Annotated in this window: 22 protein-coding genes and 1 pseudogene; 17 read left to right on the plus strand and 6 right to left on the minus strand. The window is 65.7% G+C overall.

What is annotated here, in order from left to right:
• Positions 1-21: 21 nt before the first annotated feature.
• From ETR14_RS22455 to ETR14_RS22470, 4 genes are all read right to left on the minus strand, one after another.
• Positions 22-240 (minus strand): DUF2842 domain-containing protein, encoded by a 219-nt coding sequence (locus ETR14_RS22455; protein ID WP_129389216.1) that lies wholly within the window; start codon positions 238-240, stop codon positions 22-24.
• The gene (locus tag ETR14_RS22460; RefSeq protein ID WP_165356583.1) at positions 237-782 is read right to left on the minus strand and encodes a 5-formyltetrahydrofolate cyclo-ligase; all 546 of its coding nucleotides are present in this window, start codon (positions 780-782) and stop codon (positions 237-239) included. The genes ETR14_RS22455 and ETR14_RS22460 overlap by 4 nt, the downstream gene beginning before the upstream one ends.
• A 210-nt stretch (positions 783-992) precedes the next feature.
• Entirely contained in the window at positions 993-1328 is a 336-nt protein-coding gene (locus tag ETR14_RS22465) for a cell division protein ZapA (RefSeq protein ID WP_129389222.1), read from the minus strand.
• Entirely contained in the window at positions 1328-1534 is a 207-nt protein-coding gene (locus tag ETR14_RS22470) for a hypothetical protein (RefSeq protein ID WP_129389224.1), read from the minus strand. The genes ETR14_RS22465 and ETR14_RS22470 overlap by 1 nt, the downstream gene beginning before the upstream one ends.
• Positions 1535-1715: 181 nt before the next feature.
• Here ETR14_RS22470 and tkt point away from each other — a divergent pair, with 181 nt between their 5' ends.
• The 6 genes from tkt to thiE all read left to right on the plus strand — a co-directional run bounded on the left by tkt (position 1716) and on the right by thiE (position 8352).
• Complete coding sequence (gene tkt / locus ETR14_RS22475; RefSeq protein ID WP_129389227.1) at positions 1716-3698, plus strand: transketolase; 1983 nt, start codon at positions 1716-1718, stop codon at positions 3696-3698.
• 1 nt (position 3699) lies between these two features.
• Positions 3700-4707 carry a type I glyceraldehyde-3-phosphate dehydrogenase gene (gene gap, locus ETR14_RS22480; protein ID WP_129389229.1) on the plus strand — a complete coding sequence of 336 codons (1008 nt, stop codon included), beginning with the start codon at positions 3700-3702 and terminating at the stop codon, positions 4705-4707.
• Positions 4708-4762: 55 nt separating this feature from the next.
• On the plus strand, positions 4763-5959 hold the full coding sequence (pgk, locus tag ETR14_RS22485) for a phosphoglycerate kinase (protein ID WP_129389232.1): 1197 nt from the start codon (positions 4763-4765) through the stop codon (positions 5957-5959).
• Between the two features lie 35 nt (positions 5960-5994).
• Complete coding sequence (locus tag ETR14_RS22490; protein ID WP_129389235.1) at positions 5995-6909, plus strand: class I fructose-bisphosphate aldolase; 915 nt, start codon at positions 5995-5997, stop codon at positions 6907-6909.
• A 143-nt stretch (positions 6910-7052) separates the two neighbouring features.
• Complete coding sequence (locus ETR14_RS22495; RefSeq protein ID WP_129389237.1) at positions 7053-7685, plus strand: class I SAM-dependent methyltransferase; 633 nt, start codon at positions 7053-7055, stop codon at positions 7683-7685.
• A complete protein-coding gene (gene thiE / locus ETR14_RS22500; RefSeq protein WP_129389240.1) occupies positions 7678-8352 on the plus strand; it encodes a thiamine phosphate synthase in 675 nt (224 codons plus the stop codon). The genes ETR14_RS22495 and thiE overlap by 8 nt, the downstream gene beginning before the upstream one ends.
• Positions 8353-8377: 25 nt before the next feature.
• On the opposite strand, the gene ETR14_RS22505 is transcribed toward thiE, so the two are convergent.
• The gene (locus ETR14_RS22505) at positions 8378-9115 is read right to left on the minus strand and encodes a DUF72 domain-containing protein (protein WP_129389243.1); all 738 of its coding nucleotides are present in this window, start codon (positions 9113-9115) and stop codon (positions 8378-8380) included.
• Positions 9116-9169: 54 nt separating this feature from the next.
• Here ETR14_RS22505 and ETR14_RS22510 point away from each other — a divergent pair, with 54 nt between their 5' ends.
• The 4 genes from ETR14_RS22510 (at position 9170) to ETR14_RS22525 (ending at position 11688) form a co-directional block, all read left to right on the plus strand.
• On the plus strand, positions 9170-9790 hold the full coding sequence (locus ETR14_RS22510; RefSeq protein ID WP_129389246.1) for a M23 family metallopeptidase: 621 nt from the start codon (positions 9170-9172) through the stop codon (positions 9788-9790).
• A gap of 36 nt (positions 9791-9826) precedes the next feature.
• Entirely contained in the window at positions 9827-10390 is a 564-nt protein-coding gene (efp, locus tag ETR14_RS22515; protein WP_129389249.1) for an elongation factor P, read from the plus strand.
• Positions 10391-10552: 162 nt separating this feature from the next.
• A complete protein-coding gene (locus tag ETR14_RS22520; protein WP_129389252.1) occupies positions 10553-10870 on the plus strand; it encodes a cupin in 318 nt (105 codons plus the stop codon).
• Entirely contained in the window at positions 10870-11688 is an 819-nt protein-coding gene (locus ETR14_RS22525; protein WP_129389255.1) for an inositol monophosphatase family protein, read from the plus strand. The genes ETR14_RS22520 and ETR14_RS22525 overlap by 1 nt, the downstream gene beginning before the upstream one ends.
• Before the next feature lie 67 nt (positions 11689-11755).
• Here the strand turns inward: ETR14_RS22525 and ETR14_RS22530 are convergent, their stop codons facing one another.
• Complete coding sequence (locus ETR14_RS22530) at positions 11756-12229, minus strand: YbjN domain-containing protein (RefSeq protein WP_129389258.1); 474 nt, start codon at positions 12227-12229, stop codon at positions 11756-11758.
• Positions 12230-12361: 132 nt separating this feature from the next.
• Between ETR14_RS22530 and ndhC the strand changes: the two genes are divergently transcribed.
• The 7 genes and pseudogenes from ndhC to ETR14_RS22565 all read left to right on the plus strand — a co-directional run bounded on the left by ndhC (position 12362) and on the right by ETR14_RS22565 (position 17859).
• The gene (gene ndhC / locus ETR14_RS22535) at positions 12362-12739 is read left to right on the plus strand and encodes an NADH-quinone oxidoreductase subunit A (RefSeq protein ID WP_129389261.1); all 378 of its coding nucleotides are present in this window, start codon (positions 12362-12364) and stop codon (positions 12737-12739) included.
• Complete coding sequence (locus ETR14_RS22540; protein WP_129389264.1) at positions 12730-13284, plus strand: NADH-quinone oxidoreductase subunit B family protein; 555 nt, start codon at positions 12730-12732, stop codon at positions 13282-13284. Before ndhC ends, ETR14_RS22540 begins: the two co-directional genes overlap by 10 nt.
• A gap of 4 nt (positions 13285-13288) precedes the next feature.
• Positions 13289-13930, plus strand: a pseudogene (locus ETR14_RS22545) (NADH-quinone oxidoreductase subunit C); the annotation flags it as partial.
• Between the two features lie 35 nt (positions 13931-13965).
• Complete coding sequence (locus tag ETR14_RS22550) at positions 13966-15180, plus strand: NADH-quinone oxidoreductase subunit D (protein ID WP_371416831.1); 1215 nt, start codon at positions 13966-13968, stop codon at positions 15178-15180.
• On the plus strand, positions 15180-15854 hold the full coding sequence (gene nuoE, locus ETR14_RS22555; protein ID WP_243455642.1) for an NADH-quinone oxidoreductase subunit NuoE: 675 nt from the start codon (positions 15180-15182) through the stop codon (positions 15852-15854). The genes ETR14_RS22550 and nuoE overlap by 1 nt, the downstream gene beginning before the upstream one ends.
• Positions 15851-17152: an NADH-quinone oxidoreductase subunit NuoF gene (gene nuoF / locus ETR14_RS22560; protein ID WP_129389273.1), complete on the plus strand. Its 1302-nt coding sequence runs from the start codon at positions 15851-15853 to the stop codon at positions 17150-17152. The genes nuoE and nuoF overlap by 4 nt, the downstream gene beginning before the upstream one ends.
• Positions 17149-17859 (plus strand): hypothetical protein, encoded by a 711-nt coding sequence (locus ETR14_RS22565; RefSeq protein WP_129389276.1) that lies wholly within the window; start codon positions 17149-17151, stop codon positions 17857-17859. Before nuoF ends, ETR14_RS22565 begins: the two co-directional genes overlap by 4 nt.
• The last annotated feature ends 9 nt before the right edge of the window (positions 17860-17868 follow it).

Consider the following 17868-nt stretch of genomic DNA (forward strand, 5'->3'; position numbering starts at 1 on the left):
AGCCGCGCCGTCACCACCTCTTCAGCGGCGCCATTTTCCCGTCTCCATCCAGCGGAGCAGCGGCTTCAGCGGCAGGATCCAGACGATCCCCGCGACGATGAAGTACAAGGCGAGCACGGGCCACGGCCAGCCCGCCATCAGGTCGGCGACGCTTGCAACGATTACCGCCCAGAGCGTGATCAGGGTGAGGATCAGGCCGATCCCGGCCGGTTTGCGCCATGTCGGAGATGCGGGAGTCATCGGCAGTCGATCCATTCGCCGGGGGTTGCGATCGCGTCGAGGGGGACGTCCCAGGGGTCCGGATCGAGATTTTCGGAAACGATCTGGAATTCCCACGCGACGCCGATCGTGAACACCGGCCCGCCTTCGCGCAAGTGAGCAAGGGCACGATCATAATGGCCTTTGCCGTGGCCGATCCGAGTGCCGCGGCGGTCGGCGGTCACTAGGGGAACCAGCACGACGTCGGGGGCCAGCGCATCCGCCGACGACGGCGGTTGGAGGACGCCCCACGGGCTCGCCTCAGTAGCAGGTGCCTCCCGGAACAGCATGCGGGCGTCGCGATCGAGGAACCAGGGAAGCGCCGCGCGCTGTCCCGTACCGAGCCGCTCCAGGGTGGGATAGGGGCTGATCTCCGCCTTGAGCGGATGGTAGCCGGCGACGATGCCGGCGCCGAGCAGATGGGGCAGGACTCGCTCCGCCAGCTTGGCCTCGAGCTCGGCGCGCAGGCTGTCGGTGAGCGAGGCGGCGTAGAGCCGCCGTTCCGCCAGAGCGCGGCTGCGCATTTCCGATTTTGGACTCACGCTCGGCTCCGGTGCGGGGGAGTGACGGGACCGCCCTAGCCGTTTGCTGGAATATCCTCTGACGCCAGAACGTCAGGTGGGGACCATGTAGACCGAACCAGGATCCGGCCAGGGACAGCCCCCTAGGATGTCTTTATCGCCTCAGGGATGTTCGCTAAAGCTCGTACATGGCAGTGCCCGTCAGGGCTCTATCTAGGATGGTTGCCCCGTCTCCTCAAGGGTGCGAGCGACCTTTTCCATCCGCTCGGCAAGGCGTTCCAGCGCATCGGCGACGTCGTCGTCATTGGTCTCGAACAAAGCGGCATCGGCGGGCGGCGCGTGACCGGCGCGGCGTTCGAGCACTTCGTCGGCGAGCAGCAGCGAAGCGAACAGCAATTGCCTGTTTTCGCCGAGATTGCCGAGCGCGCCGGCGGCGTCCTTCGCCTTGCCGTCGACGATCGCGGCCACCGAGCGAAGATGGTCTTCTTCACCGGTGCGGCACGCGATCGAGTAGCGGCGGTTGCCGATCTCGACCTCCACATTCGGCATCACACTCTCCCTTGCGTGTCCAGCAACCTGTCGATCTCGCCGATCGCGCCTTCCACCTTGGCACGAAGAGCGAGATGATTGCGGCGGAGAGTGTCCACGTCCTCGGCGCCTGGGGCGGGCGTGCGGCTTGCCACGGCGCTTGCCTCGATGCGTGCAAGCGCACGCTCGAGCCGGCCAAGTGCAGCGGTCGTTCTTTCGCGCCCCATCAACGCCTTGTAGCACGTTCCGGCGCGCGGGGGAAATGGGTAGCGGCCGCTGAACCTTTCCGTCCGCGCACCTCGGTGTTGACGGGGCGGCTTCCGCCTCTAAAGGAGCGGGCGAGCGGGGCGCATGCCGGGGAGCCTGCCTCGCCGGCCTTCCGGGGTGCTCCGACCAGTGGGAAACAGCATGGCCCTCGAACCGAGACTGCTCGCCAACGCCATTCGCGCCCTCGCCATGGATGCCGTCCAGGCGGCCAATTCGGGACATCCGGGAATGCCGATGGGCATGGCCGATGTCGCGACCGTGCTCTTTACCGAGCATTTGAAGCACGATCCGACGGATCCCGCCTGGCACGACCGCGATCGCTTCGTGCTGTCGGCCGGTCACGGCTCGATGCTGATTTACGCGCTGCTGCACCTGACCGGCTACGAAAAGCCGACGCTGGACGACATCCGCAACTTCCGCCAGCTCGGCAGCCTGTGCGCCGGGCATCCCGAGAATTTCCTGATCCCGGCGATCGAGGCGACCACCGGTCCGCTCGGCCAGGGACTCGCGATGGCGGTCGGCATGGCGATCGCCGAACGCCATCTCAACGCCGGCTTCGGCGACGATCTCGTCGATCACAAGACCTGGGTGATCGCCGGCGACGGCTGTTTGATGGAGGGCGTCAACCACGAGGCGGCGGGGCTTGCCGGCCATCTCGGCCTCGGCCGGCTCAATGTCTTCTGGGACAACAACCATATCACGATCGACGGATCGACCGATCTGTCTACGTCCGAAGACATTCCGGCGCGGTACCGCGCTTATGGCTGGCACGTCGTCGCCTGCGACGGCCATGATTTCGACAGCATCCGCGCTGCGATCGCCGAAGCGGTCGCCGATCCGCGGCCGTCGCTGATCGCCTGCAAGACGATCATCGGCTGGGGCGCGCCCAACAAGATGGGCACATCGGCGACCCACGGCGCGGCGCTTGGCGTCGACGAGGTGGCGGCGGCGCGCAAGCATCTCGTCTGGGACAGCGAGCCGTTCGAGATCCCGCAGCCGATCATGGACGCCTGGCGTGAGGCCGGGCGCCGCGCGGCGCCGCTGCACGAGGAGTGGCGGGTCCGCCTCGCCGCGTCGTCGCAGCGCGAGGAATTCGTCCGCCGCATGGAAGGGCGGCTGCCGGCCGACACCGGCCTCGATGCGCATCTCGACGCACTCGCCGCCAATCCGCAGAAGATCGCGACCCGTAAGGCCTCCGAAATCGCGCTCGAGGCGATCAACGCGGCCTTGCCGGAAACGATCGGCGGCTCCGCCGATCTCACCGGCTCCAACAACACCAAGACCAAGAAGCAGGCGCCGCTCACCCGGGACGATTATTCCGGCCGCTACATCTACTACGGCATCCGCGAATTCGGCATGTCGGCGGCGATGAACGGCATGGCGCTGCACGGCGGCGTCATTCCCTATGGCGGCACCTTCCTGGTCTTCTCCGATTATTGCCGGCCGGCGATCCGGCTGGCCGCGCTGCAGCGGGCACGCTCGATCTTCGTGATGACCCACGATTCGATCGGCCTTGGCGAAGATGGCCCGACCCACCAGCCGGTCGAGCACGTCACCAGCCTGCGCATGATCCCGAACCTTGCCGTCTTCCGCCCGGCCGACGTCGTCGAGACCGCAGAATGCTGGGCCCTGTCGCTGGCTCGGCAGGACGGCCCCTCGCTGCTCGCCCTGACCCGGCAGAACCTGCCCCAGGTGCGGATCGAGCGGAGCGCCGAGAATCTGTGCGCACGCGGCGCCTATCGCCTCCGCGCTGCCGCGGCGCCGCGCCGGGTGGTGCTGGTTGCCACCGGATCGGAAGTCGAACTCGCGCTCAAGACCGCCGATGCCCTTGAAGGGCAGGGGATCGGTGCCGACGTTGTGTCGATGCCGTGCTGGTCATTGTTCGACGCCCAGGACGCCGCGTATCGCGCGGACGTGCTTCCGGCCGAGGTGCTGACCGTCTCGATCGAGGCCGGGACGACGCTCGGCTGGGAACATTATACGGGCCGCGACGGCATCCGCATCGGCCTCGACCGCTTCGGCGCTTCGGCTCCGGCCGAAGACCTTTTCCGCCGCTTCGGCTTCACCGTCGAAGCGATCGTGCCGCAAATCACCGCGGCACTCGAAACCAAGGGAGATCAATGACATGGCCATCAGAGTAGCGATCAACGGCTTCGGCCGCATCGGGCGGCTCGTCGCCCGCGCCATCCTCGAAAAGCCGGAAAGCGGTCTCGAGCTCGTCTCGATCAACGATCTCGCCGACGCCAAGTCGAACGCTCTGCTGTTCAAGCGCGACAGCGTGCACGGCACCTACAAGGGCGAGGTCCATGCCGAGGGCAACGACCTCATCATCGACGGCAAGCGCATCCACGTCACCGCCGAGCGCGATCCGGCCAAGCTGCCGCATGCCGCCAACCAGATCGACATCGCGCTGGAATGCACCGGCTTCTTCACGGACCGTGAGAAGGCCTCCGCCCATCTCACTGCCGGGGCGAAGAAAGTGCTGATCTCGGCGCCTGCGAAGGGCGTCGACCTCACCGTCGTGTTTGGGGTCAATGAGGACAAGATCGAGGCCGGTCACACGATCGTCTCCAATGCGTCGTGCACGACCAACTGCCTCGCGCCCGTGGCCAAGGTGCTGAACGACACGATCGGCATCGAGCGCGGCCTGATGACGACGATCCACAGCTACACCAACGATCAGAAGATCCTCGATCAGATCCATCCCGACATGCGCCGGGCGCGCGCTGCGGCGATGTCGATCATTCCCACCACCACCGGGGCCGCCCGCGCCGTCGGCGAAGTGCTTCCCGAACTGAAGGGCAAGCTGGACGGTTCGGCGATCCGCGTGCCGACCCCGAATGTCAGCCTGGTCGACCTGACCTTCACGCCGAAGCGCGACACCAGCGTCGAGGAAGTGAACGGCGTTCTCCGTGCGGCTGCCGAAGGCGCGCTCAAGGGCATATTGCAGTTCATCGAGGAGCCGCTGGTCTCGATCGACTTCAACCACGATCCGCACAGCTCGAGCGTCGACAGCCTCGAGACTGCGGTGCTCGAAGGCAAGCTCGTCCGCGTCGTCTCGTGGTACGACAATGAATGGGGCTTCTCGAACCGGATGGTCGACACGGCCAGCGCGATGGGCAAGCTGATCTGACTGACGAGGCGCCCGGCATTCCGGGCGCCTTTTTTCTGACTGGGATAAACGATCGATGACCTTCAAGACCCTGGACGACCTCGGCGACGTGACCGGCAAGCGCGTGCTGGTGCGCGTCGACCTCAACGTGCCGATGGCGGATCTGAAGGTCACCGACGACACCAGGCTGCGGGCGACCCTGCCGACGGTCACCGAACTCGCCGACCGCGGGGCGATCGTCCTGCTGCTGGCCCATTTTGGCCGCCCAAAAGGCGAGCAGCGCCCCGACATGTCGCTGTCGCTGGTCACCCGTGCCTATGAGGACGTCCTCGGCCGTCCGGTTCGCTTCATCGGCGATTGCCAGGGCGAACTCGCCGCCGCCAACATCGCCGACATGCAGGCGGGCGACGTCGCCATCCTCGAGAATACGCGCTTCCATGCGGGCGAGGAAAAGAACGATCCCGCGCTCGCCCGCGCCATCGCGGCGCTCGGCGATGTCTACGTCAACGACGCGTTCTCCGCGGCGCACCGCGCGCACAGCTCCACCGAGGCGATCGCCCATATTCTCCCGGCCTATGCGGGCCGGGCGATGGAGGCGGAGCTGAAGGCGCTGCAGAAGGCCTTGGGCGCGCCGGAGCGCCCGGTGGCGGCGGTGGTCGGCGGCGCCAAGGTTTCGACCAAATTGGAAGTGCTCCGCCATCTGGTCACCAGGGTCGATCATCTGATCATCGGCGGCGGCATGGCCAACACTTTCCTCGCTGCGCGCGGAGTCGCGGTCGGCAAGTCGCTGTGCGAGCATGATCTGACCGCCACCGCGCTCGAGATCCTCGACGCCGCCGACCGTGCCGATTGCACGGTGCATCTGCCCTACGATGTCGTGGTCGCAAAGGAGTTCGCCGCCAATCCGCCGTCGCTCCGCACCGTCAACGTCCATGAAGTCGCCGCTGACGAGATGATCCTCGACGTCGGTCCGGCCGCGGTGGAAGCACTCGCCGATGCGATCAAGACCTGCCGGACCCTGGTCTGGAACGGCCCGCTCGGCGCGTTCGAGACAATTCCGTTCGACGCTGCGACGGTGGCGCTGGCGCAGACCGCCGCCGCCCTGACCCAGAGCGGCGGCCTGGTCTCGGTCGCTGGCGGCGGCGACACGGTGGCGGCGCTCAATCATGCGGGCGTTGCCGACGACTTCACCTTCGTCTCGACCGCGGGGGGCGCCTTCCTCGAATGGATGGAAGGCAAGGAACTGCCTGGCGTCAAAGCGCTCGAGGCCTAATCACCGTCGAAACCGATAACCATTGGGGTAGAGAGATGAGCATCACACCGACCGTCAAGGCGATCCTCGACAAGTACGAGAGCGACAATCCCGGCGTGAAGACCAACCTCGCGCGGATCCTGATGCAGGGTCGGCTCGGCGGCACCGGCAAGCTCATCATCCTGCCCGTCGACCAGGGCTTCGAGCATGGGCCGGCCCGCAGCTTCTCGGTCAATCCGGCCGCTTACGATCCTCATTATCATTACCAGCTCGCGATCGATGCCGGCCTGTCGGCCTATGCTGCCCCGCTCGGACCGCTGGAGGCGGGCGCCGCCACCTTCGCCGGTCAGATTCCGACCATCCTCAAGGTCAACAGCTCGAACAGCTGGGCGACCTCGATCGATCAGGCGGTCACCGGCACCGTCGACGATGCGCTCCGGCTCGGCTGCGCGGCGATCGGCTTCACCATCTATCCGGGCTCCGACAACATCTTCGAGATGATGGAGGAGATCCGCGAGATGTCGGCGGAGGCCAAGGCGGTCGGCATCGCCACCGTGATCTGGTCCTACCCGCGCGGCGGCAAGCTGTCGAAGGACGGCGAGCTCGCGCTCGACGTCGGCGCCTATGCCGCGCACATGGCCGCTCTGCTCGGCGCTCACATCATCAAGGTCAAGCTGCCGAGCGCCCATATCGAGCAGAAGGACGCCAAGCCGATGTACGAGGGCAGCGACTGGTCGGCGCAGGCCGATCGGGTCCGCCACGTCGTCCAGAGCTGCTTCGCCGGCCGCCGCATCGTCGTCTTCTCCGGGGGGGCCGCCAAGGGTGCCGACGCCGTCTACCAGGATGCCCGCGATATCAGAGACGGCGGCGGAAACGGCTCGATCATCGGCCGCAACACTTTCCAGCGCCCGCGCGACGAAGCGCTGGCGATGCTCGACAAGCTGGTCGGGATCTACAAGGGCGCGGAATAAGGGACGGGGCGCGACGCTTGACCATCATCCCAGCGAAAGCTGGGATCTCCCGGCGTGAAAGGCGCGGCGCTTTCACATGCTCCGCGCGTACTTTCCCTCAGATCCCAGCTTTCGCTTCGATGACGCTTTAGGCACGCGAGCCGATGCTGACCCAATTCCTCGCGCGGCAGTTCGCCCGTCCCTCGGGCCTGCTCGGCCGCGTCTGGATAGCACCTTGGCTCGACCGCATCAGCGCCGGCATGAATCGGCTCGCGCTCGCCCAACTTGCCCCGCAGTGCGACGAGACCATCCTCGAGATCGGTTTCGGCGGCGGGGCGCTGCTGGACGTCATCCTTGCGGCGACCGCTGGCGACGTTCACGCGGCGGATATTTCCGCCGTCGCGCTGGCCCGCGCCCGGCGCCGCTTCCGGCGGCACGGCGCGCGCCTGCACCTGATCCAGACCTCGCCAGAACGCCTGCCGCTGCCGGACGCCGCGATCGACAAGGCGGTGAGCGTCAACAGCCTTTATTTCTGGCCCGATCTCGACGCCGCGCTGGCGGAACTCGCCCGGGTGGTCCGTCCCCGGGGCCTCCTCATCCTCTGCTTCGAACCGCCGGAGGAGCTGCGCAAATGGCCCGGTCACGTTCATGGCTTCAAAGCCTATGACGCAGCGGAGATCGTCGCTCGCGCGGCCGCGTTCGAGCTCGTCGGCTGTGTCGCCGTCCGCGGCCGCAAGCCCGATCGCTTTCTCTGCTTGAGCCTGATGCGCCGCGCTGACACAGAGGGGCATGATTGAAGACGAACTCGATCCCGGCTTCGCCGAGCTCTTCGACCCGCAGGATCGCGCGCCCTGCGAACTCTACCTGATCTCGCCGCTGGACGTCGGCAGCGACTTCGCCGATCGGCTCGCGGCGGCGCTCGACGCCGGCCCGGTCGCCGCCTTCCAGCTGCGGATCAAAGGGCCGGACGAGCATACGATCGCCCGTGCGGCCGAGCCGCTGATGAAGATCTGCGCCGACCGCGAGGTCGCCTTCATCGTCAATGACAGCATGAGCCTGGCCAAAAGGCTCGGCGCCGACGGCGTTCATCTGGGGCAGGGGGACGGCGATCCGCGCGACGCGCGCGCATTGCTCGGCCCCAATGCCCAGATCGGCGTCACCTGCCACGACAGCCGCCATCTGGCGATGGAAGCGGGCGAGGCGGGCGCCGATTACGTCGCCTTCGGTGCCTTCTTCCCGACCGCGACCAAGGAGACGACCCATCGGCCGGATCCGTCGATCCTCTCCTGGTGGTCGCGGCTGTTCGAGATGCCCTGCGTGGCGATCGGCGGAGTGACCCCCGCCAATGGCAGGATATTGGTCGATGCCGGCGCCGATTTCCTGGCGGTGTGCAATGCGGTCTGGGGCCATGAGCAGGGTCCGGCCGCCGCGATCGCGGAATTTCAGGGGATCCTTGCCCGCTGAGCGCGCTCGTGCGGCCGAGCCCGCTTCACCGGAGTGCCTGGCCGACCATGGCGCGCAGGGTCAGTGCGTCGTGGATGGCATGGGCGTCGATGTCGTTGTTGAAATAGCACCAGACGTCGCGGCCGCCACGCGCCTGCGCCACCAGCCAGTCGGTCCAGGCGAGCAGGCCCTCGTCCGAATAGCGGCCCCAATATTTGCCTTCGCCGCCATGGAAGCGGACATAGGCGATCGGGCCCGAGGCCCAGCGCGGCGTTGCCGAGCCGGGCATGTCGTGGGCGCAGAAGGCGATGCCGTGCCGGTCGAGAAGCGCGAGCACCTCCTCATTGATCCAGCTTTTCTCCCGAAACTCGAAGACATGGACGAGGTCGCGCGGAAGCAGTGCGATGAACTGCTCGAGCCGTTCCCGGTTGAACGCCCAGCGCGGCGGCAATTGGTAGAGGATCGGCCCGATCGCGGCACCGAGGTTGCGGGCCCGGCCCAGAAACTCCTCAACGGGCTCCGCGCAGTCCTTGAGCTTCTTCATATGGGTGATGAAGCGCGGCGCCTTTACCGAATAGCGGAAGTCCGCCGGCGCCTGATCGCGCCATTTGGTGAAGCTTTCGGGCTTCGGCAGATGGTAGAAGGAGGTGTTGAGCTCGACCGTCTCGAACGTCTCGGCGTAAAAGCCGAACCACAGCCGCTGCGCGAGCTTGGCGGGGTAGAAACGCTCCCGCCAATGGCGGTAGATCCAGCCCGAGCAGCCGATGCGGATGGTTCCGGTCATTAGCGTCTCGAAACGGAACGGCGACGAAATCGTTGCGGCTCCGGAGGAGAGAATATGCGTCGCTTCGGATTGCTCGCCGTCATCGTCGTCACCGCCCTGATCAGCTGCGCCGTTACCAGCGCCTTCTGGCTGATCGCGTTCAACCGCGGTCCGGTTCCCGCCGGGTCCCCGATCGCGGCGCCGCCGCCGCCGGTAGCAACGCCCAAAGCCGATCTCGAGCTCGGGCCGACCGGGCTCGCCATCCCGGTTGCAGGGATCAAGGCCAGCCAGCTTGCCGATACCTATTCCCAGTCCCGGGCCGGCGGTGCCCGGGTGCACAATGCCATAGATATCATGGCGCCGGCCGGCACGCCGGTCGTCGCGGCGGCGCCGGGAACGGTCGAGAAACTGTTCTTCAGCGATGGCGGCGGCGGCATCACCGCTTATGTCCGTTCGGCCGACAAGGCGTGGACCTTCTATTATGCTCATCTGCAGGCCTATGCGCCGGGGCTGCACGAAGGGCAGGCGGTGAAGCAGGGCGATGCGATCGGCCTGGTCGGCTCCACCGGAAACGCCAATCCGGCCGGCCCGCACCTTCATTTCGCGATCAACCGGATGGCGGCAGGCGAGGATTGGCACGAGGGCACCCCGATCAACCCCTATCCGCTGCTTGCCGGAAACGGGCCCCGCCGCTAAAGCCGCCGCGGCTCTTTTCCAACTTGTGAGACACCCATGAAGATCAGCGGCGTGGACATTCGTCCCGGCAACATCATCGAATATGAAGGCGGCATCTGGCGCGCTGTGAAGATCCAGCACACCCAGCCCGGCAAGGGCGGCGCCTATATGCAGGTCGAGATGAAGAATCTCATCGACGGCCGCAAGAACAACGTTCGCTTCCGTTCGGCCGAGACGGTGGAGCGGGTCCGCCTCGACACCAAGGACTTCCAGTTCCTGTTCCGCGACGGCGACATGCTGACCTTCATGGACAAGGAAAGCTACGAGCAGATCACCCTGCCGGCCGACCTGCTCGGCGACGCCGCCGCCTTTCTGCAGGACGGCATGGACGTGGTCATGGAATTGTACGACGAGCGCCCGATCAGTGTCCAGCTGCCCGACACGATCGAAGCGACGATCGTCGAGGCCGATGCGGTGGTGAAGGGCCAGACCGCATCCTCCTCCTACAAGCCGGCCGTGCTCGACAATGGTGTTCGCGTGATGGTCCCGCCGCACATCGGCGCAGGCACCCGCATCGTCGTCGACGTCTACGAGCGCACCTACGTGCGCCGCGCGGATTGAACGGCGCCTCTCCCCTTGAGGGGAGAGGAAAGCGAGCGAAGCGAGCAAGGAGAGGGGGCGTTGGTGAGGGATGCGTGCCTTCGAAGGTCGACGTCACCTCCCGACTCCCCCTCTCCCTACCCTCTCCCCTGAAGGGGAGAGGAGCTGAGGGAGGAAGCACCAATGCCCCTGATCGTCGAGAATCCCGCCGACTATCGCGCCGACCGCGCCTGGGGCGCGCTCGACCTCGCCGAGGTGGAGGGCGCGACCGCCCGGCTCCACTGGACGGACTCCGATTACCAATGGCACGTCAACGACGGCACCGAAGTGTTTGCGGTGCTGTCCGGCACGGTCATGATGCATTACAAGGCGGATGGCGCCGAAAAGGCCGTTCGCCTGGAACCGGGAGCGATCTTCGTCGCTCACATCGGCGAGGAACATGTTGCGCGCCCGCAAGGTGAAGCGCGGATCCTCGTCATCGAGAAAAAAGGCAGTATCTGATGGTTTCCCACTCCGGCCTGATCACCGTCATGCAGCGCGCCGCGCGCAAGGCCGCGCCCAAGCTGCGCCGCGATTTCGGTGAGGTCGAGCAGCTCCAGGTCAGCCGCAAGGGGCCGGCCGACTTCGTGTCGATGGCGGACAAGAATGCCGAGCAGACGATCGTCGACGAGCTTCGCCACGCCCGTCCCGATTGGGGACTGATGCTGGAGGAAGGCGGGACGATCGAAGGCGATCCGGACAAGCCCCGCTTCATCGTCGATCCGATCGACGGCACGAGCAACTTCCTCCACGGCATTCCCCATTTCGCGATCTCGATCGCGGTCGAGGATCCGCGCGGCGCCGGCGGACGGCCCGAAATCACCCAGGCGCTCGTCTACCAGCCGCTCACCGACGAGAGCTTCTGGGCCGAAAAGGGTAGGGGCACCTGGCTCAACGAGCGCCGGCTGCGAGTCTCCTCGCGCCGCGACCTTGCCGACTCGCTGATCGCGACCGGCATTCCCTTCTTCGGCCATGGCCAGCTGCCGCGCTTCCAGCGTGTGCTCGAAGCGGTGGCGCCCAATGTTGCCGGCATTCGCCGCAACGGTTCGGCCGCGCTCGATCTCGCCTGGGTCGCGGCCGGCCGCTTCGACGGCTTCTGGGAGGAAGATCTCCAATATTGGGATCTCGCCGCCGGCATCCTGCTGGTGCGCGAGGCGGGCGGCTTTGTCACGGATTTCCGCGGCAGCGAGGCCGGCCTCGCCAAGGGGCAGGTGCTGGCCGCCAATGACCAGCTTCACTCCAAGCTGCACCGCCTCGTCGCCGGAGCGCTTCGGGCCTGATCCGCGTCGCGGCCTGAATCAAGGATGAGAGCATGATCGGATCATGCTCTCGGTCCCGGCGGCCGGGTCACTCGTCGTAGCCGATATGCTCCTCGAACTGGTCGAGCACGCTGGTCCAATATTCGAGATTGTCGGCGAACAGCGCCTTCGAAATGCCGCCATCGTCGAGATCGAGGTCCATCTGGATGATCGGATCGCCTTCTTCGTCGACATAGGCCCGCCCGAAGCGCTGGGACTTGTTCCAGGCATTGATCTTGTCGAGCGGGATCGCCGCGTCGAGATCGTAGCCCGAGTGGAACTGAACGGTCGCGCAGTTCTTGTGATCGGTGCAATTGTAGAAGAGGATCTTGAACGTACTGCCGTCATGCTTGCTGGTGATGATCGGATCGCCGGCGCCGTCGGTATCCAGGGTCGCCGGAAATTCGGCCTGCGTCAGGGCACTGACGATGCTGCCCGGATCGCGCGCCTGGATCATCTGGGCAGCGGCCGGAGAGGCCCCGATCCCAGCCGCGAGCAGCAGCGTCAGAAGCTTGGTTTTCATTGCGATTTCCCCCCTGTTCGAAGGCGCAAGGCTGTCCTTTGGGTGAGAAGCTGTCAATGGGGGTGAAGAGTGTTGCGGTGCTCCGATCCCTGTCCTAGAAGCCGCCGCAACCTAGCCCCCTGGAGAGTCTCGATGGCGTCCACCGCCGCCGAATATCTGCCCATCCTGCTGTTCCTCGCCGTCGCCCTGGCGCTGTCGCTCAGCTTCGTCGTTCTTCCGATGATGGTGTCGAAGCTGACCGGCTCCGCCAACCCGTATCCGGACAAGCTCGCCGAATATGAATGCGGCTTCCCGGCGTTCGAGGACAGCCGTGCCCAGTTCGACGTCCGCTTCTATCTGGTCGCGATCCTGTTCATTATCTTCGATCTCGAAGCCGCCTTCCTGTTTCCCTGGGCGGTCTCGCTCGGGTCGATCGGAATCGCCGGCTGGGCCGCGATGATGCTGTTCCTCGCTGAGCTGACGCTCGGCTTCATCTATGCTTGGAAGAAGGGCGCGCTCGAATGGGAGTGATCCTCGACCCGCGCCACGAGAACGCCCGTCCGGCCGATCTCCAGCAGCCGGACCCGAAGTTCTTCAACGAGCTCCAGTCGGAAGTCTCCGACAAGGGCTTTCTCGTCACGTCGACCGAGGATCTGTTCCAATGGGCCCGCACCGGCTCCTTGTGGTGGATGACGTTCGGCCTGGCCTGCTGCGCGGTGGAGATGATCCACGCCAACATGCCGCGCTACGACCTGGAACGCTTCGGAGTCGCGCCCCGCGCGTCGCCGCGCCAGTCGGACGTGATGATCGTCGCCGGCACCTTGTGCAACAAGATGGCGCCGGCTCTGCGCCGGGTCTACGATCAGATGTCGGAGCCGCGCTACGTCATCTCGATGGGCAGCTGCGCCAATGGCGGCGGCTATTATCATTACAGCTACTCGGTGGTCCGCGGCTGCGACCGTATCGTTCCGGTCGACATCTACGTGCCTGGCTGCCCGCCGACCGCGGAAGCCCTCCTGTACGGCGTGATGCAGCTGCAGCGGAAGATCCGCCGCGTCGGCACGATCGAGCGTTGAGCGCATGAACAATTCCGCCCCCCGTATCGCGCCCAGAGACGGCATCATCGAAGAGGTCACGGCCGCGATCGGCGATGCTCTGATCGAAGCCAGGGATGCCGTTCAGGAAGTCTCGCTGACGGTCGCCCGCGATCGCATCGTCGAGGTCTGCACGACCTTACGCGACCGCTTCGCCTATCAGCAGTTGATGGAGATTGCCGGCGCCGATTATCCGAGCCGCGAGGAGCGGTTCGACGTCGTCTACCATCTGCTGTCGGTGACGAAGAACCACCGCATCCGAGTCCGGGTTACCACCGACGAGGACAAGCCGGTGCCGTCCGTCACCGGTGTGTGGCCGGTGGCAGGCTGGCTCGAGCGCGAAGTGTTCGACATGTACGGGGTGATCTTCGAGGGCAATAACGACCTTCGCCGGATCCTCACCGATTACGGCTTCCGTGGCCATCCGTTCCGCAAGGACTTCCCGCTCTCGGGTTACGTCGAGCTGCGTTATTCGGAAGAGCAGAAGAGGGTGGTCTACGAGCCGGTGCGCCTGCCCCAGGATTTCCGCGCGTTCGATTTCCTCAGCCCGTGGGAAGGCGCGGCCTACATCCTGCCGGGTGACGAAAAGGCACCGGAAGCGCCGGGCGCCCCGACCCCGCTCAAGGCGGACGAGATCAAGAAATGACCATCGCTTCCCCCGAAATGTCGCGTTCGCAGGAGATCGCCCGTTCCGGCGCGACCGAGAGCAAGATCGCGAACTACACGATCAATTTCGGCCCGCAGCATCCGGCCGCGCACGGCGTTCTCCGCCTGGTGCTGGAGCTGGATGGAGAGATCGTCGAGCGCGTCGATCCCCACGTCGGGCTGCTTCACCGCGGCACCGAGAAATTGTGCGAGAACAAGACCTACATCCAGTCGATCCCCTATATGGACCGGCTCGATTACGTCTCGCCGATGTGCATGGAGCACAGTTATGTGCTCGCGATCGAGAAGCTGCTCGGGCTCGAAGTGCCGCTGCGTGCGCAATATCTGCGCACGTTCTTCGCGGAGCTGACGCGGGTCTCCAATCACCTGCTCAACATCGGCAGCCACGTCATGGACGTCGGCGCGATGACTCCGAACTTGTGGCTGTTCGAGCCGCGCGAAGACATCATGAACTTCTACGAGCGGGCGTCCGGGGCGCGGATGCACGCCAATTATTTCCGCCCGGGCGGAGTCCACCAGGACGTGCCGGCCGGCTTCCTGGAAGAGGTGGACGTCTGGCTCGACAAGGGCCTGATGCCGATCTTCGAGGATGCGATCAGCCTGGTCGCCGACAACCGCATCTTCAAGCAGCGCAACGTCGACATCTCAATCGTGTCCAAGGAAGATGCGCTCGCCTGGGGCTTCTCCGGGCCGATGATCCGGGCCGCGGGCATCCCGTGGGATCTCCGCAAATCGCAGCCTTACGATGCCTATGACCGGGTCGAGTTCGACATTCCGGTCGGCACCAAGGGCGATTGCTACGACCGGCTGATGGTGCGGGTCGAGGAGGTCCGCCAGTCGGTACGGATCATGAAGCAGTGCATCCGCGACATGCCGGAAGGCCCGATCGCCTCGCTCGACCGCAAGGTGGTTCCGCCCAAGCGCGCCGAGATGAAGCAGTCGATGGAATCGCTCATCCATCACTTCAAGCTCTACACCGAGGGCTTCCACGTTCCCGCCGGCGAAGTTTATGTCGCCACCGAAAGCCCCAAGGGCGAGTTCGGCATCTATCTGGTCTCGGACGGCACCAACAAGCCGTACCGGGTCAAGATGCGTCCGACGGGGTTCAGCCACCTCCAGGCCATGGATTTCATGAGCAAGGGACATATGCTCGCCGACGTCACCGCCATTCTCGGCTCGCTCGACATCGTCTTCGGGGAGATCGACCGCTGATGGCCGACATTCTGCCCACCGCCATCGACATGGACGAAGTCCGCGCCCGCTGGGGCGGGTTCGCCTGGACCGAGGAGAATAGCGCCAAGGCGAAGACCGTCGTCGGCCGCTACCCGCCGGGGCGCCAGCACAGCGCGATCATCCCCTTGCTCGATCTTGCCCAGCGTCAGGTCGGCGCCGAGACGCAGACGCAGGGCTGGTTGCCCGTGCCGGTGATCGAATATGTCGCCGCCTATCTCGATATGCCCTACATCCGGGCGTACGAGGTCGCGACCTTCTACACCATGTTCAACCTGCGCCCGGTCGGCCGCTACCATCTCCAGGTCTGCGGCACGACGCCGTGCATGCTGCGCGGCTCGGACGACGTCTTCGCCGCCTGCAAGGCCAAGGGCCTGAGCAAGGGGCAGACGTCGGCGGATGGGCTGTTTACCCTGAACGAGGTCGAGTGCCTCGGCGCCTGCGCCAACGCGCCGATGGTGCAGATCAACGACGACAATTACGAAGACCTGACCTTCGAGACGATGACCGCCTTGCTCGAGGCGCTCGCCCGCGGCGAGACTCCGAAGCCAGGCCCGCAGGGCGTCGACCGCCGCACCAGCGATCCGGAAGGTGGGCCGACCACCTTGAAGGAGATGGTCCACGAAAATCATGATTACCGGGAGAAGGCGGAATGACGATCAATCCGCTGGCCGATAAGGACCGCATCTTCACCAACCTCTACGGCTTTCAGGATTGGGGCCTGAAGGGCGCGCAGGCGCGCGGCGACTGGGACAATACTGCCAGGCTTATGCAGATCGGCCAGGATGCGATCATCGACGAGATCAAGGCGTCCGGCCTTCGCGGCCGCGGCGGTGCCGGCTTCCCGACCGGCATGAAGTGGAGCTTCATGCCCAAGGAGCCGACCCCCGGCCGCCCCAACTTCCTGGTGATCAACGCCGACGAATCCGAGCCGGGATCGTGCAAGGACCGCGAGATCATTCGCCACGATCCGCATAAGCTCATCGAAGGCGCGCTGATCGCCGGCTTCGCGATGCGTGCGCGTGCGGCCTATATCTACATTCGCGGCGAGTTCATCCGCGAGGCGGAGACGTTGTTCGCGGCGGTTCAGCAGGCCTATGACGCCGGCCTGCTCGGCAAGAACGCCGCGGGCTCCGGCTACGATTTCGACGTCTTCGTTCACCGCGGGGCAGGCGCCTATATCTGCGGCGAAGAAACGGCGATGCTCGAGAGCCTGGAGGGCAAGAAGGGCATGCCGCGCCTGAAGCCGCCATTCCCGGCCGGCGCCGGCCTCTACGGCTGCCCGACCACGGTCAACAACGTCGAGTCGATCGCGGTCACGCCGACCATCCTTCGCCGCGGCGCCGCCTGGTTCAAGAGCTTCGGCCGCGAGAAGAACGAGGGTACCAAGCTCTTCCAGATCTCCGGCCACGTGAACAAGCCGTGCGTCGTCGAAGAGACGATGTCGATCTCGTTCCGCGAGCTGATCGACCGCCACGCCGGCGGGATCCGCGGCGGCTGGGACAATCTGCTGGCGGTGATCCCGGGCGGATCGTCGGTGCCGCTTGTGCCGGCCTCGGAAATCATCGATGCGCCGATGGATTTCGACGCCCTGCGCGATCTCAAGTCCGGCCTCGGCACCGCCGCCGTGATCGTGATGGACAAGTCCACCGACGTCGTCCGCGCGATCGCCCGCCTCAGCTACTTCTACAAGCATGAGAGCTGCGGCCAGTGCACGCCGTGCCGCGAGGGCACCGGCTGGATGTGGCGGGTGATGGAGCGGCTGGTCGAAGGCAATGCCGACATCGGCGAGATCGACATGCTCTGGGACGTCACCAAGCAGGTCGAAGGTCACACCATCTGCGCCCTTGGCGACGCCGCGGCGTGGCCGATCCAGGGCCTGATCCGGCATTTCCGTCCCGAGCTCGAGCGCCGCATCGTCGAGCGGCAGGGCCAGTTGGAAGCCGCTGAGTGAAACGGGCGCGGCCCTTCTTCTTGCTCGCGCTCGGCGGGATGCTCGCGGCCACGTCCTCGCCCGGCGTCGCGCAGCGTCTCGGCACGCGCATCGGCCGCGATGCCGAGCAGAAGGATGGTCCCGTCATCATTCGGCAAATCGCCGACTGCGTCGTTGCGCGGCAGCCGGCATTCGTACGCAGCTGGCTGGGGATGCTTCCAGGCACCGCGGCGGAGCGAGAGCTGATCACGGACATGACTGAAGACATGTCGACCTGCCTGGACTCACCCGCGTTGGTCATGGACGGCAAGCAGATCGGATTTAAGCCCAGGACTTTGCGCCGTCCCGTTGCGCTCGCCTTGGTCCGCAAGGAAGTCAAGACGGCCGACCAGCAGGCGCCCGCGAAAGATCTCTCACCCTGGTTTGCAGCAGCGGTTGCGGCGCTTCCGGCCGGAGAAAAGCTCGACACGACGTCGATCGCATTGCAGGATTTCGGACACTGCATCGCGACCAGCGCCTGGGCCGACACGGTTGCCTTGCTTGCGTCCGAGCCTGACAGTCCGGCCGAACGGGGAGCGATTGCGCGGCTGAAACCGGCGCTTGGGCCTTGCCTGACCGCCGATGTGAAGCTTTCGCTTACAATTCCCACCATCCGCGAAGTTGTCGCGGAACCGGTTCATCACATTCTGTCCGACGCGCCCGCGCTTGCGGTCGCCACGCAGCGATAACGAGAACAG

This window comes from Sphingosinicella sp. BN140058 (assembly GCF_004135585.1).
GTDB lineage: Bacteria > Pseudomonadota > Alphaproteobacteria > Sphingomonadales > Sphingomonadaceae > Allosphingosinicella.

Excerpts from the sequence above, each read along its gene's own strand:
- ETR14_RS22470 (WP_129389224.1), bottom strand. The coding sequence starts at position 1,534 with ATGGGGCGCGAAAGAACGACCGCTGCACTTGGCCGGCTCGAGCGTGCG.
- ndhC (WP_129389261.1), top strand. The coding sequence starts at position 12,362 with ATGGCGTCCACCGCCGCCGAATATCTGCCCATCCTGCTGTTCCTCGCC.
- pgk (WP_129389232.1), top strand. The coding sequence starts at position 4,763 with ATGACCTTCAAGACCCTGGACGACCTCGGCGACGTGACCGGCAAGCGC.
- thiE (WP_129389240.1), top strand. The coding sequence starts at position 7,678 with ATGATTGAAGACGAACTCGATCCCGGCTTCGCCGAGCTCTTCGACCCG.
- tkt (WP_129389227.1), top strand. The coding sequence starts at position 1,716 with ATGGCCCTCGAACCGAGACTGCTCGCCAACGCCATTCGCGCCCTCGCC.
- ETR14_RS22540 (WP_129389264.1), top strand. The coding sequence starts at position 12,730 with ATGGGAGTGATCCTCGACCCGCGCCACGAGAACGCCCGTCCGGCCGAT.
- ETR14_RS22525 (WP_129389255.1), top strand. The coding sequence starts at position 10,870 with ATGGTTTCCCACTCCGGCCTGATCACCGTCATGCAGCGCGCCGCGCGC.
- nuoE (WP_243455642.1), top strand. The coding sequence starts at position 15,180 with ATGGCCGACATTCTGCCCACCGCCATCGACATGGACGAAGTCCGCGCC.
- ETR14_RS22520 (WP_129389252.1), top strand. The coding sequence starts at position 10,553 with ATGCCCCTGATCGTCGAGAATCCCGCCGACTATCGCGCCGACCGCGCC.
- ETR14_RS22510 (WP_129389246.1), top strand. The coding sequence starts at position 9,170 with ATGCGTCGCTTCGGATTGCTCGCCGTCATCGTCGTCACCGCCCTGATC.
- ETR14_RS22505 (WP_129389243.1), bottom strand. The coding sequence starts at position 9,115 with ATGACCGGAACCATCCGCATCGGCTGCTCGGGCTGGATCTACCGCCAT.
- ETR14_RS22490 (WP_129389235.1), top strand. The coding sequence starts at position 5,995 with ATGAGCATCACACCGACCGTCAAGGCGATCCTCGACAAGTACGAGAGC.
- ETR14_RS22455 (WP_129389216.1), bottom strand. The coding sequence starts at position 240 with ATGACTCCCGCATCTCCGACATGGCGCAAACCGGCCGGGATCGGCCTG.
- nuoF (WP_129389273.1), top strand. The coding sequence starts at position 15,851 with ATGACGATCAATCCGCTGGCCGATAAGGACCGCATCTTCACCAACCTC.
- efp (WP_129389249.1), top strand. The coding sequence starts at position 9,827 with ATGAAGATCAGCGGCGTGGACATTCGTCCCGGCAACATCATCGAATAT.
- ETR14_RS22460 (WP_165356583.1), bottom strand. The coding sequence starts at position 782 with ATGCGCAGCCGCGCTCTGGCGGAACGGCGGCTCTACGCCGCCTCGCTC.
- ETR14_RS22495 (WP_129389237.1), top strand. The coding sequence starts at position 7,053 with ATGCTGACCCAATTCCTCGCGCGGCAGTTCGCCCGTCCCTCGGGCCTG.
- ETR14_RS22465 (WP_129389222.1), bottom strand. The coding sequence starts at position 1,328 with ATGCCGAATGTGGAGGTCGAGATCGGCAACCGCCGCTACTCGATCGCG.
- gap (WP_129389229.1), top strand. The coding sequence starts at position 3,700 with ATGGCCATCAGAGTAGCGATCAACGGCTTCGGCCGCATCGGGCGGCTC.
- ETR14_RS22550 (WP_371416831.1), top strand. The coding sequence starts at position 13,966 with ATGTCGCGTTCGCAGGAGATCGCCCGTTCCGGCGCGACCGAGAGCAAG.
- ETR14_RS22530 (WP_129389258.1), bottom strand. The coding sequence starts at position 12,229 with ATGAAAACCAAGCTTCTGACGCTGCTGCTCGCGGCTGGGATCGGGGCC.